Annotated in this window: 16 protein-coding genes; 7 read left to right on the top strand and 9 right to left on the bottom strand. The window is 68.3% G+C overall.

Annotation, left to right across the window (positions count from 1 at the left end):
- Positions 1 to 24: 24 nt before the first annotated feature.
- The 5 genes from bfr to lptF all read right to left on the bottom strand — a co-directional run bounded on the left by bfr (position 25) and on the right by lptF (position 3615).
- On the bottom strand, positions 25 to 507 hold the full coding sequence (gene bfr / locus FEI13_RS11860) for a bacterioferritin (RefSeq protein ID WP_138181734.1): 483 nt from the start codon (positions 505 to 507) through the stop codon (positions 25 to 27).
- 155 nt (positions 508 to 662) lie between these two features.
- Positions 663 to 869: a (2Fe-2S)-binding protein gene (locus FEI13_RS11855; RefSeq protein WP_138181733.1), complete on the bottom strand. Its 207-nt coding sequence runs from the start codon at positions 867 to 869 to the stop codon at positions 663 to 665.
- 116 nt (positions 870 to 985) lie between these two features.
- Positions 986 to 1459 carry an RDD family protein gene (locus tag FEI13_RS11850; protein WP_138181732.1) on the bottom strand — a complete coding sequence of 158 codons (474 nt, stop codon included), beginning with the start codon at positions 1457 to 1459 and terminating at the stop codon, positions 986 to 988.
- A gap of 12 nt (positions 1460 to 1471) precedes the next feature.
- The gene (lptG, locus tag FEI13_RS11845) at positions 1472 to 2536 is read right to left on the bottom strand and encodes an LPS export ABC transporter permease LptG (RefSeq protein WP_138181731.1); all 1065 of its coding nucleotides are present in this window, start codon (positions 2534 to 2536) and stop codon (positions 1472 to 1474) included.
- A complete protein-coding gene (gene lptF / locus FEI13_RS11840) occupies positions 2533 to 3615 on the bottom strand; it encodes an LPS export ABC transporter permease LptF (RefSeq protein ID WP_193555735.1) in 1083 nt (360 codons plus the stop codon). The genes lptG and lptF overlap by 4 nt, the downstream gene beginning before the upstream one ends.
- Positions 3616 to 3767: 152 nt before the next feature.
- Here lptF and FEI13_RS11835 point away from each other — a divergent pair, with 152 nt between their 5' ends.
- The 4 genes from FEI13_RS11835 to FEI13_RS11820 all read left to right on the top strand — a co-directional run bounded on the left by FEI13_RS11835 (position 3768) and on the right by FEI13_RS11820 (position 10046).
- Positions 3768 to 5288, top strand: a complete 1521-nt coding sequence (locus FEI13_RS11835) for a leucyl aminopeptidase (RefSeq protein ID WP_138181729.1) — start codon at positions 3768 to 3770, stop codon at positions 5286 to 5288.
- Positions 5289 to 5434: 146 nt separating this feature from the next.
- Positions 5435 to 6535 (top strand): branched-chain amino acid aminotransferase, encoded by a 1101-nt coding sequence (locus FEI13_RS11830; protein WP_420841593.1) that lies wholly within the window; start codon positions 5435 to 5437, stop codon positions 6533 to 6535.
- 99 nt (positions 6536 to 6634) lie between these two features.
- Complete coding sequence (locus FEI13_RS11825) at positions 6635 to 7072, top strand: DNA polymerase III subunit chi (RefSeq protein WP_138181727.1); 438 nt, start codon at positions 6635 to 6637, stop codon at positions 7070 to 7072.
- A gap of 124 nt (positions 7073 to 7196) precedes the next feature.
- Positions 7197 to 10046, top strand: coding sequence for a valine--tRNA ligase (locus FEI13_RS11820; RefSeq protein ID WP_138181726.1), 2850 nt, complete (start codon positions 7197 to 7199; stop codon positions 10044 to 10046).
- Between the two features lie 72 nt (positions 10047 to 10118).
- On the opposite strand, the gene FEI13_RS11815 is transcribed toward FEI13_RS11820, so the two are convergent.
- Entirely contained in the window at positions 10119 to 10568 is a 450-nt protein-coding gene (locus tag FEI13_RS11815) for an META domain-containing protein (RefSeq protein WP_138181782.1), read from the bottom strand.
- 105 nt (positions 10569 to 10673) lie between these two features.
- Here FEI13_RS11815 and FEI13_RS11810 point away from each other — a divergent pair, with 105 nt between their 5' ends.
- Positions 10674 to 11078 carry a DoxX family protein gene (locus FEI13_RS11810; RefSeq protein WP_138181725.1) on the top strand — a complete coding sequence of 135 codons (405 nt, stop codon included), beginning with the start codon at positions 10674 to 10676 and terminating at the stop codon, positions 11076 to 11078.
- A gap of 25 nt (positions 11079 to 11103) precedes the next feature.
- On the opposite strand, the gene FEI13_RS11805 is transcribed toward FEI13_RS11810, so the two are convergent.
- Both FEI13_RS11805 and FEI13_RS11800 read right to left on the bottom strand, forming a co-directional pair.
- Positions 11104 to 11544, bottom strand: a complete 441-nt coding sequence (locus FEI13_RS11805) for a VOC family protein (RefSeq protein WP_138181724.1) — start codon at positions 11542 to 11544, stop codon at positions 11104 to 11106.
- 17 nt (positions 11545 to 11561) lie between these two features.
- Positions 11562 to 12014, bottom strand: a complete 453-nt coding sequence (locus tag FEI13_RS11800) for a DUF411 domain-containing protein (RefSeq protein ID WP_138181723.1) — start codon at positions 12012 to 12014, stop codon at positions 11562 to 11564.
- A 76-nt stretch (positions 12015 to 12090) separates the two neighbouring features.
- Between FEI13_RS11800 and FEI13_RS11795 the strand changes: the two genes are divergently transcribed.
- Both FEI13_RS11795 and FEI13_RS11790 read left to right on the top strand, forming a co-directional pair.
- A complete protein-coding gene (locus FEI13_RS11795; protein ID WP_138181722.1) occupies positions 12091 to 12630 on the top strand; it encodes a DNA-3-methyladenine glycosylase I in 540 nt (179 codons plus the stop codon).
- 246 nt (positions 12631 to 12876) lie between these two features.
- The gene (locus FEI13_RS11790) at positions 12877 to 13944 is read left to right on the top strand and encodes a metal-dependent hydrolase (RefSeq protein WP_138181721.1); all 1068 of its coding nucleotides are present in this window, start codon (positions 12877 to 12879) and stop codon (positions 13942 to 13944) included.
- A 71-nt stretch (positions 13945 to 14015) separates the two neighbouring features.
- Here the strand turns inward: FEI13_RS11790 and FEI13_RS11785 are convergent, their stop codons facing one another.
- Complete coding sequence (locus FEI13_RS11785; protein WP_138181720.1) at positions 14016 to 14624, bottom strand: FMN-dependent NADH-azoreductase; 609 nt, start codon at positions 14622 to 14624, stop codon at positions 14016 to 14018.
- Positions 14625 to 14674 lie beyond the last annotated feature (50 nt).

Below are 14674 nucleotides of genomic sequence, written 5' to 3'. Positions count from 1 at the left end.
GGTCGAGCGATCGCCGCGCAGGCGTTACTCGTCGCCGGCTTCCTGCATCTGCTTCTGCAGGTAGTTCTCGATGCCGACCTTGTCGATCAGGCCAAGCTCGGTCTCGATATGATCGATGTGATCTTCCTCGTCGGCGAGGATGTGACGGAAGATGTCGCGGCTGACGTAGTCCTTGACCTGCTCGCAGTAGGTGATCGCGTCGATGTAGTCGTCGCGCCCCTCGTGCTCGAGCTTCAGATCGCACTCGAGCATCTCGCGGACGTTCTCGCCGATGTTGAGCTTGCCCAGGTCCTGCAGGTTGGGGACGCCCTCGAGGAACAGGATCCGCTCGATCAGCTTGTCGGCGTGGTTCATCTCCTCGATGGACTCGTCGTACTCCCACTTGGCCAGCGCCTTCAGGCCCCAGTCCTTGTACATCTTCGCATGCAGGAAGTACTGATTGATTGCCACCAGCTCGTTGCCAAGCGCGGTATTCAGGTGCTGGATGACCTTGCTGTCGCCTTTCATCTCATTACCTCGATCACGGTTGTCAGGACACGATTTCAGCTTGGCATGGGCGCGACGGCCTGGCCAGCCTATGGCACCCCAGTGTAGACATCGTCAGAGATAACTCAATCAAATCATAGAGTTGGAAAACTCAAGACGAACGATAACGATTGCCGTCACACGGCGTAGGCGAGCCCCTCGGCGGCGGCATTCATCTCGGCCTTGATGGCCTCGCGGGTGATCTCCTTGCCCGTGCCGGCACACTTGCCGCACTGGGTCGCGCATCCCGTTTGCTGCTGGACCTCGCGCCAGCTGCGCGCGCCCTCCTCGACGGCGCCGCGGATACGATGGTCGGTCACGTTCTTGCAGAGACACACGTACATGTCATCACCCCACGCTGATCATGGAGTGAATGTAAATGATTCGCATGGGTAACCGCAAGCGCCGAACGGTGAAAATCTGATCAATATCCAGTTTTCTCTCCCGGCACTGCCGCGACTCAGCGGCGCTTGGGCAGCACCACCACCCGGGTGCCGGAGACGATGTCCGGCCAGCTGCGCCGCTCGGCATCGAAGAGGATCCACAGGTAGCCGAGCCCGAAGGCGGCCAGCGAAATGCCGGCCACCAGGAAGCGCTGCAGCGCCTGGAAGGCGGTGATCGAGCAGCCATCGAGGGTCTGCACCCGCAGCCGCCAGGCCTGCATGCCCAGCGTCATGCCGCCCTTCGTCCAGAAGAAGGCGAAGAACACGAAGGCGCCCAGTGCCATCAGCAGGCGCAGCGAGAGCACCTGGGCGGGCCCCACGCCGACCTGCTCGGCCGGCACCCCGAGCACCAGCCGCACCACCGCCAGGTGCAGCGCGGCGATGACGATCCAGATCGCCAGCACCAGCAGGCCGTCGTAGAGCATGGCGCCCAGCCGCCGGCCAAGGCCGGCGGGCCAGACTTCGTCGAGTCGTTCGAAACGTCGCTGCATGGGGTCCTCGTCTCAGCCGGTACGGCGCAATAGGTACAGGCCCAGCCCAGCACACAGCAGGGTCGGCGCCAGCACCGCCCAGGCCGGCGAGAAGCCGAACACCGTCGATGCCGGCCCCAGCAGGTCCTGGAGGTACTTGAAAGTGAGGCCGGTGACCACGCCGTAGAAGACCCGGGTGCCGGCCGCCACGGTCCGCAGGGGGCCGAACACGAAGGAGGCCGCCACCAGCACCAGCGAGGCCATGGTCAGCGGCATCAGCATCTTCTGCCAGAAATAGAGCAGCGGCTGGGTCGCCTGCTGCCCCTGCTCGCGCAGGTAGCGGGCATAGTTCCACAGCTCGCTGGGCGCCTGGGTCTCGACGTCGCGCAGCAGCCGGTCGAGCTGCGCGGGGGTCATGGCGGTCTCCCAGGGCAGGGTGTCGTGGTGCCGTGCCTCGGTGCGCCCCCCATCGAAGCGGGTCACGGCGACCTGCCTGAGCTGCCAGTGATCGCCCTGCCAGACCGCCTGGCGGGCGCTCAGCGCCTCGGTGAGCGTGCGGCCCTCGAAACGATAGCGGGTCAGGTCGAGCACGGTGTCATCGGCGCGGATGGCGCCGAAGCGGTAGACGTCGTCCCCCTCACGCTGCCAGCCGCCCCGCTCGGTGAGCAGCGCGCCTTCGCCCTGCATCTGCTCGAGGCGCCAGGCGCTGGCGAACTGCTCGGTGCGGGGGCTGACGAACTCGGCGATGGTCAGCACCACCAGGATCACCAGGATGATCGGCTTCATCACCCCCCAGAGGATGCGCACCAGGGAGCGACCGGCGGCGCGCATCACCGTCAGCTCATTGCTCGAGGCCATGCTGCCCAGGCCGATCAGCGCACCGATCAGCACCCCCACCGGCGCGTATTGATAGAAGCGCCAGGGCAGGCGCATCAGCAGGTAGAGCAGCACCTGCAGGGCGCCATAGTCACCCTCGACGTCGCCGAGGTCGTTGATGTAGGTGATCACCAGGTCCAGCCCCAGCAGTACGACCTGCACGACGAGGATGGCGCCCAGCACGTTGCGGGCGATATAGCGATCGAGACGGTCGGTGATCATCCACTCATTCCCTTGTGCTGGGCCCTGGCCATCATGGCCAGGCCGATGGCCAGAAAGCCGCCGTGGATCGGCCACATCCCGATCGCCACCGGCCAGCTGCCGCGGCCGATGGCGTCCAGCGCCGCCAGCAGCAGGCTGAGGTAGGCCACGTAGAGAAAGATCGCCGGCAGCAACTTGGCGAAGCGCCCCTGGCGCGGGTTGACCCGCGAGAGCGGCATGGCCAGCAGGGTCAGGATGAAGACCATCAGCGGCAGACCGAGGCGCCACTGCAGCTGGGCCAGGGCCGGCAGGGCCTCGGCGCTGAACAGCGCGGCGGTAGTGGCGTACTCGGGGGCGTCGAGTTCGGGACTCTGGGCGGCCCCGGAAAGGCGCACGGCGTAGGTGCCGAACTCGAGGCGCTCGGCCTGGGCGCGGCCGGGGTCGACGCTGTAGCGCTCGCCCTCTTCCAGCACCAGGAAGCGGCTGCCGGTCTCCTCATCGACGGTCTGGTAGCCGCTCCGCGCCCGGGTCACCACGCTTTCCGGGGTCGTGTCGCCGCGCGACTGGCGCTCGCTGATGAAGACCTCCTGCATCCGCGTGCCGTCGTCGTTGAACCCCTCGGTATAGGCCGTGCGCCCGCCACCGAAGTCCTGGAAGCGTCCCGGCGCCAGCGCCGTGAAGTCGAGCTGGCTGCGCTGCTCCTCGAGGAGCACCTCGTTGTGCAGGGCGCCGGCCGGGGTCAGCCACAGGCTGCAGAGTCCGACCAGCAGCGCCACCAGGGTCGCCGGCACCAGGCTGACCTGCAGCAGGCGATGGGGACTGGTGCCACAGGCCACCAGCACGGTGATCTCGCTGTTGAGATAGAGCTGCCCATAGGCCAGCAGGATCCCCAGGAAGAAGGCCAGCGGCAGGATCAACTCGAGAAAGCCCGGCAGGTGGAAGAGCATCAGGGTGCCGAGGATGCTCACCGGGATCTCTCCTTCCGCCGCGTTGGAGAAGTAGCGGATGAAACGGCTGCCCATGATCACCAGCAACAAGACGCCGGCCACGGCGGACATGGTCAGCAGGATTTCGCGGGTCAGGTAACGAAATATGATCAACGTTGTCTCCCGGCTGGACACCCCCTGGTGCCCGGCCATCTTCCATGCAATGACGCCTTGCCTTGGGTACACTGGGATGACTCGGCAACGTGCCGGCATTATCCAGAATCCCCCTTCGCTTGTAACCCCAAAGCTTGTCTTGTGGAGACTCCATGGAATTCCCCGTTCAGACGGCCAATCCCGCCAAGGTCGAGACGGCCTGTCTCGTGGTCCCGGTATTCAAGGACGGTGAGCTGCTGCCCGCCGCCGCCAAGCTCGACAACGCCAGCGAGCGGCTGATCGGCCAGCTGATCGAGCGCGGCGATTTCGAGGCCACGCTGGGCAACGTCCTGATGGTGCCCTTCGCCCCGGGACTCAACACGGACCGACTGATGCTGGTGGGACTGGGCGAGCGCGGCAAGTGCCAGGAAGGCGCCTTCCGCAAGGCCGTGGACGCCGCCTTCACCGCGATCGCGCCGCTGCCCGCCGAGGACGTCGCGGTGGCCTTCACCGACGTGCCGGTCGCCGACCGCGGCTGCGACTGGAAGGCCCGCATGGTGGCCGAGGCCGCGCATCGCGCCCTCTACCGCTTCGACGATTTCAAAACCGAGAAGGCCCCCGCCCCGCGCCTGGAGAAGGTCACCCTGCTGATCAGCGAGCAGGGCGTCGCCGACGACGCCCGCCAGGGAGCGCGCATCGGCGACGCCATCGGTCGCGGTGTGGCCACCACCCGCACCCTGGGCAACCTGCCCGGCAACGTCTGCACGCCGAGCTACCTGGCCGAACGCGCCGAGCAGCTGGCCGCCGAGTCCGGCGGCGCGCTGACCGCCGAGATCCTCGACGAGGCGGCGCTGGAGGAGCTCGGCGCCCACAGCCTGCTCTCCGTGGGCCGCGGCAGCGCCGAGCCCTCGCGCCTAATCGTCATGCGCTACCAGGGCGCCGACGAGGCCGACGAGGCCCCCCACGTGCTGGTCGGCAAGGGCATCACCTTCGATACCGGTGGCATCTCGCTCAAGCCCGGCGAGGCCATGGACGAGATGAAGTTCGACATGTGCGGCGCCGCCAGTGTGTTCGGCACCGTCACCTCGGTGCTCGCCCTCAAGCCTAGGATCAACCTGGTGGCCATCGTGGCCGCCGCCGAGAACATGCCCGACGGCCGTGCCACCAAGCCCGGCGACATCATCCAGACCCTCAAAGGCCTCTCCGTGGAGGTGCTCAACACCGACGCCGAAGGCCGCCTGGTGCTGTGCGACGCCCTGACCTACGCCGAACGCTTCGAGCCGGCCAGCGTCGTCGATATCGCCACTCTGACCGGGGCGGCGATCATCGCCCTTGGCCATCACGCCACCGGCCTGCTCTCCAACGACGATGACCTGGCGCTGGATATCCTGGACGCCGGCGAGACTGCCTGGGACCGCGCCTGGCACCTGCCGCTGTGGGACGAGTATCAGGAGCAGCTCTCCTCCAACTTCGCCGACCTGGCGAACATCGGCGGCCGTCCGGCCGGCACCATCACCGCCGCCTGCTTCCTCTCGCGCTTCGCCGACAAGTTCCCCTGGGCGCACCTGGACATCGCCGGTACCGCCTGGACCTCGGGCAAGCAGAAGGGCGCCAGCGGACGCCCGGTGGGCCTGCTGACCCAGTACCTGCTGGACCGCGAGGCCGACAGCGAGGTCGAGCTCGCCGACGACTGATCGCCGCCGGCGGGGTTGCCTTTTCCCCACGCTGACCTTTTCATGTGGGATGTCGATTCTCATGTACCGGGCCCTCGCCGGCCCGGTTCCCTTTTTCGTGACGAGGGCGCCCGATGGCGCCCCGCCAGAAGCGGAGACCCCTTGCCGTGTCCATCGAACGCTTTACCGTGCTGCCGACCGCCCAGCCGACCGCGCCGCAGATCCGTGACGACATCCTTGCCAACCCCGGCTTCGGTCGCTACTTCACCGATCATATGGCCCATGTGCGCTGGACCCTCGACGCCGGCTGGCACGCCCACGAGGTGCGCCCCTACGGCCCGCTAACCCTGGATCCCGCCGCCGCCGTGCTGCACTACGGCCAGGAGATCTTCGAGGGGGTCAAGGCCTACCGCCACGCCGACGGCTCGGTGTGGACCTTCCGCCCCGAGAAGAATGCCGAGCGCTTCCGCCGTAGCGCGCGTCGCCTGGCGCTACCGGAGCTCTCCGACGAGGACTTCGTCGACTCACTGAAGGCGCTGCTGGCCCAGGACCAGGGGTGGGTGCCCACCCCGGCCAGCGAGGCCGATGAGTCGAGCCTCTACCTGCGCCCCTTCATGATCGCCAGCGAGACCTTCCTCGGCGTGCGCCCCTCCCACGAGGTCGACTACTACGTCATCGCCTCGCCGGCGGCGGCCTACTTCCAGGGCGGCGTGAAGCCGGTCTCGATCTGGCTCTCCTCGCACTACAAGCGCGCCGCCGCGGGCGGCACCGGCTTCGCCAAGTGCGGCGGCAACTACGCCGCCTCGCTGGCCGCCCAGAAGGAGGCCGCGGCCCACGACTGCAGCCAGGTCGCCTTCCTCGACGCCGCCGAGAACAAGTGGATCGAGGAACTCGGCGGCATGAACCTGTTCTTCGTGTTCAAGGACGGCCGCATCGTCACCCCGCGCCTGACCGACACCATCCTCGAGGGCGTGACCCGCGACTCGGTGCTGACCCTGGCCGGCGACGAGGGGCTGACTCCGGAGGAGCGCCCGATCAGCATCGACGAGTGGCGCGAGGGCGCCGCCTCCGGCGAGATCACCGAGGTCTTCGCCTGCGGCACCGCCGCGGTGATCACCCCGGTGGGCGAGCTGGTCACCGAGGAGGGCAGCATCCGGCTCGCCGCCGAGGGGGACAACGAGGTGGCCAAGCGCCTGCGCACCCGCCTGCTCGACCTGCAGTACGGTCGCAGCGAAGACACCCGCGGCTGGCTGACCCGACTCGCCTGAGCCCTTTCCGGCCCCGATGATGGCGGGGCCGGCCGGGGGCAGGGCGACGACACGACCTGACCGGCTCGGGCCTCTTCGCTCGGGCCACTTCGAGATCCCATGACCCGCATCGACTTCTACATCCTGCCCGATACCACTCTAGAGGCCCGCCTCGACTTCGCCTGCCGGTTGGCCGAGACGATCTACCGCAAGGGCTATCGGCTGCACCTGCACGCCGAGGACGAGGCGATGGCCCGCGAGCTCGACGAGCGGCTCTGGACCTTCCGCCCCGACGCCTACCTGCCCCACGCCCTGCTGGGCAGCGACCAGGAGCCGACGGTGCCGGTGACCATCGGCTGGGAGGGCCCGCCGGAGCCGGGCGCCCAGGCGCTGCTCAACCTGCACCCGGGCATCCCCGAATGGTTCTCGCGCTTCGAGCGGGTCGCCGAGATCATCAACCAGCACCAGGACGTGCTCACCGCCAAGCGCGAGTGCTGGCAGACCTACAAGAAGCGCGGCTACCCGGTCACCCCGCACCACCTGCGCGGCCAGGGCTGATCGCCTCGCCCATGACGCCGGCACGCTCGGCACGCTATAATCGAGCCCATTTTTCGCGCCCTGCGGCGCCGCCATGACGCGGCCTGCCGTGCCTCGACGCCACTCTGAACACCCGGAAGCCCCCATGGACAAGACCTACCAACCCGAGCAGATCGAAACCCGCTGGTACGAGCGCTGGGAGGCCGACAACCGCTTCGCCCCCTCGGGCGAGGGCGAGCCCTTCTCCATCATGATCCCGCCGCCCAACGTCACCGGCAGCCTGCACATGGGCCACGCCTTCCAGGACACCATCATGGACACCCTGACCCGCTGGCGGCGGATGCAGGGGCGCAACACCTTGTGGCAGGTCGGCACCGACCACGCCGGCATCGCCACCCAGATGCTGGTGGAGCGCAAGGTCGCCGCGGAAGAGGGCAAGAACCGCCACGATCTCGGGCGCGAGGCCTTCACCGACAAGATCTGGGAGTGGAAGCAGGAGTCCGGCGGCGAGATCACCCGCCAGTTGCGCCGCATGGGGGCCAGCGTCGACTGGAGCCGCGAGCGCTTCACCATGGACGACGGCTTCTACCGCGCCGTGCAGGAAGTCTTCGTGCGCCTGCACGAAGAGGAGCTGATCTACCGCGGCAAGCGGCTGGTCAACTGGGACCCGACCCTGCACACCGCCATCTCCGACCTCGAGGTGGAGAACCGCGACCAGCAGGGCAGTTTCTGGCACTTCCGCTATCCGCTGGCCGACGGCGTCACCACCGATGACGGCCAGGACCACCTGGTGGTCGCCACCACCCGCCCCGAGACCCTGCTCGGCGACAGCGCCGTGGCGGTCAACCCGGAGGATGCGCGCTACGCCTCGCTGGTCGGCAAATTCGTCGAACTGCCGCTGGTCGGGCGTCGCATTCCGGTAGTGGCCGACGAGCACGCCGACATGGAGAAGGGCTCGGGCTGCGTGAAGATCACTCCGGCCCACGACTTCAACGACTACGAGGTCGGCAAGCGCTGCGGCCTGCCGCTGATCAACGTCTTCACCCAGGACGCCGCCGTGCGCGAGCACGCCGAGGCATTCGACCTCCAGGGTCGGCCGCTTCTCGACGTCGACCCCAGCCTGCCCGCCGCCTACGCGGGCCTCGGCCGCTTCGAGGCCCGCGAGCGCATCGTCGCCGACATGGAGGCCGCTGGCCTGCTCGAGCAGGTGGAGATCGTCAGCAACACCCTGCCCTACGGCGATCGCAGTGGCGACGTCATCGAGCCGCTGCTCACTGATCAGTGGTTCGTCGCCGTGGAGGAGCTGGCGGGGCCGGCCATCGCCGCGGTGGAAAACGGCGACATCGAGTTCGTGCCGAAGAACTACGAGAACATGTACTTCGCCTGGATGCGCGACCTCCAGGACTGGTGCATCTCGCGCCAGCTGTGGTGGGGCCACCGCATCCCCGCCTGGTACGACGATGAGGGCAACGTCTACGTGGCGAGAAGCGAGGCCGAGGCCCGCGAGAAGCACGGCCTGCCCGCCGAGCTCGCGCTCACCCAGGACGAGGACGTGCTCGACACCTGGTTCAGCTCCGGGCTCTGGACCTTCGGCACCCTGGGCTGGCCCGAGCAGACCCCGGAACTCGCCACCTTCCACCCCACCAGCGTGCTGGTCACCGGCTTCGACATCATCTTCTTCTGGGTCGCCCGGATGATCATGATGACGCTGAAGTTCACTGGTGAAGTGCCCTTCCAGCAGGTCTACGTGCACGGCCTGGTGCGCGACGGCCAGGGCCAGAAGATGTCCAAGTCCAAGGGTAACGTGCTCGACCCCATCGACCTGATCGACGGCATCGCGCTCGAGACCCTGGTCGAGAAGCGCACCAGCAGCCTGATGCAGCCGCAGAAGGCCAAGGCGATCGCCAAGGCGACCCGCGCCGAGTTCCCCAAGGGCATCGAGCCCCACGGCACCGACGCCCTGCGCTTTACCTTCCTCTCCCAGGCCACCACCGGGCGCGACATCAAGTTCGATATGGGCCGCCTGGACGGCTACCGCAACTTCTGCAACAAGCTGTGGAACGCCTCGCGCTACGTGCTGATGAACGCCGAGGGCGAGGACTGCGGCGCCGACGAGGGTAGCGAGGTCGAGCTGTCGCTGGCCGATCGCTGGATCGTCTCCCGCCTGCAGCAGACCCAGGCCCAGGTGACCCAGGCGATGGAGGAGTTCCGCTTCGACCACGCCTCCCAGGCGCTCTACGATTTCGTGTGGAACGAGTACTGCGACTGGTACCTGGAGCTCTCCAAGCCGGTGCTGTGGGACGAGGGCGCCAGCGCCGCGGCCAAGCGCGCCACCCGCCGGACCCTGGTGCGCGTGCTCGAGGCGATCCTGCGCCTGGCCCACCCGATGATGCCCTTCATCTCCGAGGAGATCTGGCAGCGCGTCGCGCCGCTGGCCGGCACCCTCTCGGCGGACGGCGGCTCCATCATGAACCAGCCCTGGCCGCTGGCCGATGAGTCCCTGGTCGATGAGCGAGCGACCCGCGACATCGAGTGGCTCAAGGGCGTGATCGTGGCCGTGCGCAACATCCGCGCCGAGATGAACATCGCCCCGGGCAAGCCGCTGGAGGCGCTGCTCACCAAGGGTGGACCGGAGGACGCCGAGCGCCTGGCGGCCAACCGCCTGTTCCTCTCCAAGCTGGCCAAGCTCGAGCGCGTCGAGTGGCTCGACGACCCCGCGCAGGCGCCGCTCTCGGCGACCCAGCTGGTCGGCGAGATGGAGGTGCTGGTGCCGATGGCCGACCTGATCGACAAGGACGCCGAGCTCGCGCGCCTGGCCAAGGAGATCGACAAGCAGGAGAAGCTGATCGGCGGCATCGAGAAGAAGCTCGACAACGAGAGCTTCGTCGCCAAGGCCCCGGAAGCGGTGGTCGAGAAGGAGCGCGCCAAGCTCGCCGACTTCGAGGCCGCGCGCCGGCTGCTGGTCGAGCAGCGCGAGAAGATCGAAGCACTCTGACCGAGCACGGCGATCCCTGACGGCAAAGGGGCCGGGCGCTTGGCGCCCGGCCCCTTCTGCTGCGCGACGCGATCAGTCCACGCGCCGGAAGCCCCCCAGCACCCGCTGATCGGGACCGAAGAACACCAGCCGGTCGTGGTCGATCAGGTAGCGGTAGGCGTTCTCCAGCATGCCGGTCACCCGGGCGGCATCCTCGGCCCGGGGGCAGGCGCGCCGCGTGGTGGCAAGCTCGGTGAAGGCGATCCGCTGGTTATCGCCCAGCGTCGCCTGGCCGGTCAACTGGTTGCAGCCGTCGCTGCCGCTCACGCGTCCCTCGCCGTCGATCACGAAGTAGGGGCGCGTGGGCATGTCGAGGCGCTCGCTGGTGCCCACCAGCAGCAGGTTCCAGCGCTGGTCGACCACCGGCCCCTCGAGGCGGGCCGAGGGCTCGTCGACGACGCGGGGCGCCGGCCCGCCGCTGCAGGCGACAAGCATCAGGGCGCCGGCGGCCAGCAGGGCGGTATTGCGTAACGTTTTGATCATCATGGTATCTTCCTTGAGGCGCAGGACGGTGGCCCGGGCCAAGCTTGCCCCAAACCGGCCTTTCGGACAATGCTGGGACTATCGCCATCGACAAGGACGCTTCTGATGCTCAACGCTCTTCACAACGACGCCCTCGGCAAGCTGATCCTGCGCCTCGCCGTGGGCGGCCTGATACTCTTCCACGGCGTGGCCAAGCTGCTCAACCCGGGCAGCCTCGACTGGATCGGCGGGATGCTCCAGGGCTACGGCCTGCCCTCCTTCCTGGCCTACGGGGTGCTGATCGGCGAGGTGCTCGCACCGATCATGGCCATCGTCGGCTGGCAGACCCGCCTTGCCGGGCTGCTGATGGCCGGCAACATGCTGGTGGCCTTCCTGCTGGTGCATACCGGCGAGGTGTTCATGCTCAACGACAACGGCGGGTGGCAGCTGGAACTACAGGGCATGTTCTTCCTCTCGGCCCTGGCGCTGATCTTCCTGGGCAGCGGGCGCATGGCCTGGCGGCCGGACTGAGTCGCGCGTCCGGCCACCACGACACCTACCAGCTGCCGGTGTTCTCCATCGATGCCCAGGGCTCCTTGGGCGGCAGCGCATCGCCGGCCTGCAGCAGCTCCACCGAGATGCCGTCGGGGCTTTTGACGAAGGCCATGTGGCCGTCCCGCGGCGGGCGGTTGATGGTCACGCCGTTTGCCTGGAGGTGCTCGCAGAGGGCGTAGATGTCTTCCACCCGATAGGCCAGGTGGCCGAAGTTGCGCCCGCCGGTGTACTCCTCTGGGTCCCAGTTCCAGGTCAGCTCGATCTCGGGCGCCTGGAGTTCGGCCGAGCGCGCCTCGTCCTGGGGCGCGGTCAGGAAGACCAGGGTGAAACGCCCCTTCTCGTTCTCCTTGCGGCGCACCTCCTTGAGGCCCAGCAGGTCGCAGTAGAAGTGCAGCGAAGCGTCGAGGTCGCTGACGCGAACCATGGTGTGCAGGTACTGCATGGGGGACTCCTGTCGCTTCAGTCGTGGGTATATTCGGCGAAGACCGAGGGCGTGCGATCGTCATGACGCCAGCCCAGCACCGCGTAGTCGTCGTGGCGGCCGGTCTCCATGCCGGGGGAGCCATGGGGCATGCCCGGCACCGCCAGGCCCGCCAGGTCGGGGCGTTCGTCCAGCAGGCGGCGGATGTCGGCCGCCGGGACGTGCCCCTCGATCACGTAGCCGTCGACCACCGCCGTGTGGCAGGAGGCGAGCCCCGGCGTCACGCCATGCTCGATCTTCACCCCGCGCATGTCGCGGGTCTCGTGCTGTCGCACCTCGAATCCCGCCTCCTCCAGGTGCTCGGCCCAGGCCGTGCAGCAGCCGCAGTTGGGGTCCTTGTGCATCTCCACCAGGGGCGCCTCGGCCCAGGCGGGACTGGCGGCGGCGGCCAGCAGGGCGCCGGCGAGCGTCAGGCGGTGCAGTGATGTCATGACGGGCACTCTTCGCGATAAGGTAACGACGATTGTCGGGCATCTCCCGGCTTCTCTGCCACCCCGGAGCGACAGCATGAGCCACTACTGCGACCTGGCCCCCGGCCATCCGTTCCACGGCCCCTACCATGACCACGAATACGGCTTTCCGGTCGTGGACGACGACGCCACCCTCTTCGAGCGTTTGGTGCTGGAGATCAACCAGGCGGGGCTCTCCTGGCTCACCGTGCTGAAGAAGCGTGCGGCCTTCCAGGCGGCCTTCGAGGGCTTCGACGTCGATCGGGTCGCGGCCTACGACGAGGCCGACCGGGCCCGGCTGCTGGCCGACGCCGGGATCATCCGCAACCGCTTGAAGGTCGATGCGGCGATCCACAACGCCGGCGTGATCCAGGTCCTTCGCGCCGAGCACGGCAGCTTCCAGGCGTGGCTGGATCACCAGCATCCGCTGGACCATGGCGACTGGGTGCGCCTGTTCAAGCGCACCTTCCGCTTCACCGGGCCGGAGATCGTCGGCGAGTTCCTGATGAGCAGCGGCTACCTGCCCGGCGCGCATCGCGACGACTGCCCCGTTCAGGCGCGCATCCTGGCCGCGGGTCCCCCCTGGGCTCAGGCCTGAGAATAGAGCTATCGCAGATGGCAAGGTCGCTGGGGGCTGTTCCGTCGATAATCCTACGGGGAGGCGCTGTGAATACCTCCCTGTACGCTACCGACGCCATCCCTGGCGTCGGACCTCCCCTACGGATTATCCCCGGCGCCCCTTGCTATGAACCTGGATAGATCCTGTCTATGGGGAGCGTAGGAGAACCCAGACATCGGCCGTGGCATCATAGCCAGACACTCTCGCTGCGAGGAAAGCCTCCCGATGGATTCGATGACCCAGGCCGCGCTGGGCGCGGCGATCGGCGGCGCGGTGCTCGGCCGGCGGCTGGGCCGTAAGGCGGTGCTGCTCGGCGCGGTGCTGGGCACCCTGCCCGACCTGGACGTGATCATCTACTACGGCGATGCCGTGGCCAACGTCACCCAGCATCGCGGCTTTTCCCACTCGCTGTTTGTGCTGGCGGGGCTAGCCACCGCCCTGGCGCTGCTGTCGGCGCGCCTCTCGCGCACTCGGGAGATCTCGCCGGCCCGCTGGGGGGCCTTCTTCGGGCTCGTCCTGCTGACCCACCCACTGCTCGATGCCCTGACCACCTACGGCACCCAACTCTGGTGGCCGCTGGACGTGCGGCCCGCGGCCTGGCCCCACGTCTTCATCATCGACCCGCTCTACACCCTGCCGCTGCTGGGGGGGATCGCCGTGGCGCTGATCAGCGGCCGCGCGGCGCGCCCCGCAACCTGGGGCCTCGCCCTCGCCTGCGCCTACCTGGTGCTCGCCGTCGGCGCCCGGCAACTGGTCGAGGCGCGCATCGAACCGGTGCTGGCCGAGCGGGGCCTCGAGCAGGCCCCACGACTGATCCAGCCCACGCCCTTCAACATCCTGCTGTGGCGGGTCACCGTGATCGACGGCGAGCGCTATCACGAGGCCCTGGTGGGGGTGTTCGACGGCGACAGCGCCCCGGCACTCGAGACCTACGCCCGCGGCGCCGAGTTGGAGGCCGAGGCGCTGGAGAGCCGGCGCGGCCGGCGACTCGACTGGTTCGCCGGTCCCTTCCTGCGCTTTGAGGTGCGCGAATACGGCGGCAGCGACACCCTGGTGGCCACCGACCTGCGCCTCGGCTTCCCGGGCTTTCACCCCTTCGCCTTCACCCTGGCGACCCGCGAGGGCAGCAACTGGCGACCGGTAGCGGTCTCCGAACAGCTCGCCTCTGCCGGGCGCAACCGCCGCGAGGCGCTGACGCGGCTCGGCGCACGCCTGCTGAACCCGGAACCGCGGCTCTGCACCAGCGACTTCGTCTCCCATCGCTGGCTCATCGCGCCCACCGGCCCCTGCTGAGGCTCGACACGCGAACGGGGTGGCCGATGCCACCCCGTTCGCGGTTTCCGATCAGCGCAGCGTCGCGGCGATCAGAGGCGCTGCACCAGGCCCTCGATGGCCTGCTTCGCCTCCTCGAGCGCCGCCTCGCGATGGGCCTCACCCATGGCGAGCCCCTCGGCGTAGACCACATCCACCTCGGCGATGCCGATCAGCCCCAGCATGCCCTTGAGATGCGGCGTCTGGCTGTCCATCGCGGTGCCGGCATACTGGCCGCCGCGGACCGCCAGGATCACCGCGCGCTTGCCCTCGACCAGGCCCTGGGGGCCATTCTCGGTGTAGCGGAAGGTCTCGCCGGCCCGCAGCACGCGGTCGAACCACGCCTTGAGCTGGCTGGGCACGCCCAGGTTATACATCGGCACCGCCAGCACCACGACGTCGTGCTCGTTGAGCTCGGCGATCAGGGCGTCGGAGCGGGAAGCCAGCGCATGCTGCTCGTCGGAGCGCTCGGCGGCCGGCACCTGCCAGCTGGCGAGCTCCGGCTGGGTCAGGTGCGGCAGGTCGTCGGCCACCAGGTCACGGGCGGTGATCTCGAGACCGTCGCGCTCGGCGGCCAGGGTGCGGAAGTGGTCGGCCAGGGCGATGGACTGGCCGTTCTCGCCGAGGATCGACGAGGTGAGAATGAGGGCGCGGGTGGTCATGGCGATCTCCTTGAGACGTCAGCGGATAGCGAACGCCATTTTACGTGCAC

This window comes from Halomonas urmiana (assembly GCF_005780185.1).
GTDB classification, from domain to species: domain Bacteria; phylum Pseudomonadota; class Gammaproteobacteria; order Pseudomonadales; family Halomonadaceae; genus Halomonas; species Halomonas urmiana.
The sequence above is the reverse complement of the archived record's forward strand: the minus strand, read 5'-3'. Positions and strand labels throughout refer to the sequence as shown.

Coding starts and splice junctions, on each gene's coding strand:
- bfr (WP_138181734.1), bottom strand. CDS start 507: ATGAAAGGCGACAGCAAGGTCATCCAGCACCTGAATACCGCGCTTGGC.
- FEI13_RS11805 (WP_138181724.1), bottom strand. CDS start 11,544: ATGCAGTACCTGCACACCATGGTTCGCGTCAGCGACCTCGACGCTTCG.
- FEI13_RS11835 (WP_138181729.1), top strand. CDS start 3,768: ATGGAATTCCCCGTTCAGACGGCCAATCCCGCCAAGGTCGAGACGGCC.
- FEI13_RS11810 (WP_138181725.1), top strand. CDS start 10,674: ATGCTCAACGCTCTTCACAACGACGCCCTCGGCAAGCTGATCCTGCGC.
- FEI13_RS11855 (WP_138181733.1), bottom strand. CDS start 869: ATGTACGTGTGTCTCTGCAAGAACGTGACCGACCATCGTATCCGCGGC.
- FEI13_RS11790 (WP_138181721.1), top strand. CDS start 12,877: ATGGATTCGATGACCCAGGCCGCGCTGGGCGCGGCGATCGGCGGCGCG.
- FEI13_RS11820 (WP_138181726.1), top strand. CDS start 7,197: ATGGACAAGACCTACCAACCCGAGCAGATCGAAACCCGCTGGTACGAG.
- FEI13_RS11850 (WP_138181732.1), bottom strand. CDS start 1,459: ATGCAGCGACGTTTCGAACGACTCGACGAAGTCTGGCCCGCCGGCCTT.
- FEI13_RS11795 (WP_138181722.1), top strand. CDS start 12,091: ATGAGCCACTACTGCGACCTGGCCCCCGGCCATCCGTTCCACGGCCCC.
- FEI13_RS11825 (WP_138181727.1), top strand. CDS start 6,635: ATGACCCGCATCGACTTCTACATCCTGCCCGATACCACTCTAGAGGCC.
- lptG (WP_138181731.1), bottom strand. CDS start 2,536: ATGATCACCGACCGTCTCGATCGCTATATCGCCCGCAACGTGCTGGGC.
- FEI13_RS11815 (WP_138181782.1), bottom strand. CDS start 10,568: ATGATCAAAACGTTACGCAATACCGCCCTGCTGGCCGCCGGCGCCCTG.
- FEI13_RS11800 (WP_138181723.1), bottom strand. CDS start 12,014: ATGACATCACTGCACCGCCTGACGCTCGCCGGCGCCCTGCTGGCCGCC.
- FEI13_RS11785 (WP_138181720.1), bottom strand. CDS start 14,624: ATGACCACCCGCGCCCTCATTCTCACCTCGTCGATCCTCGGCGAGAAC.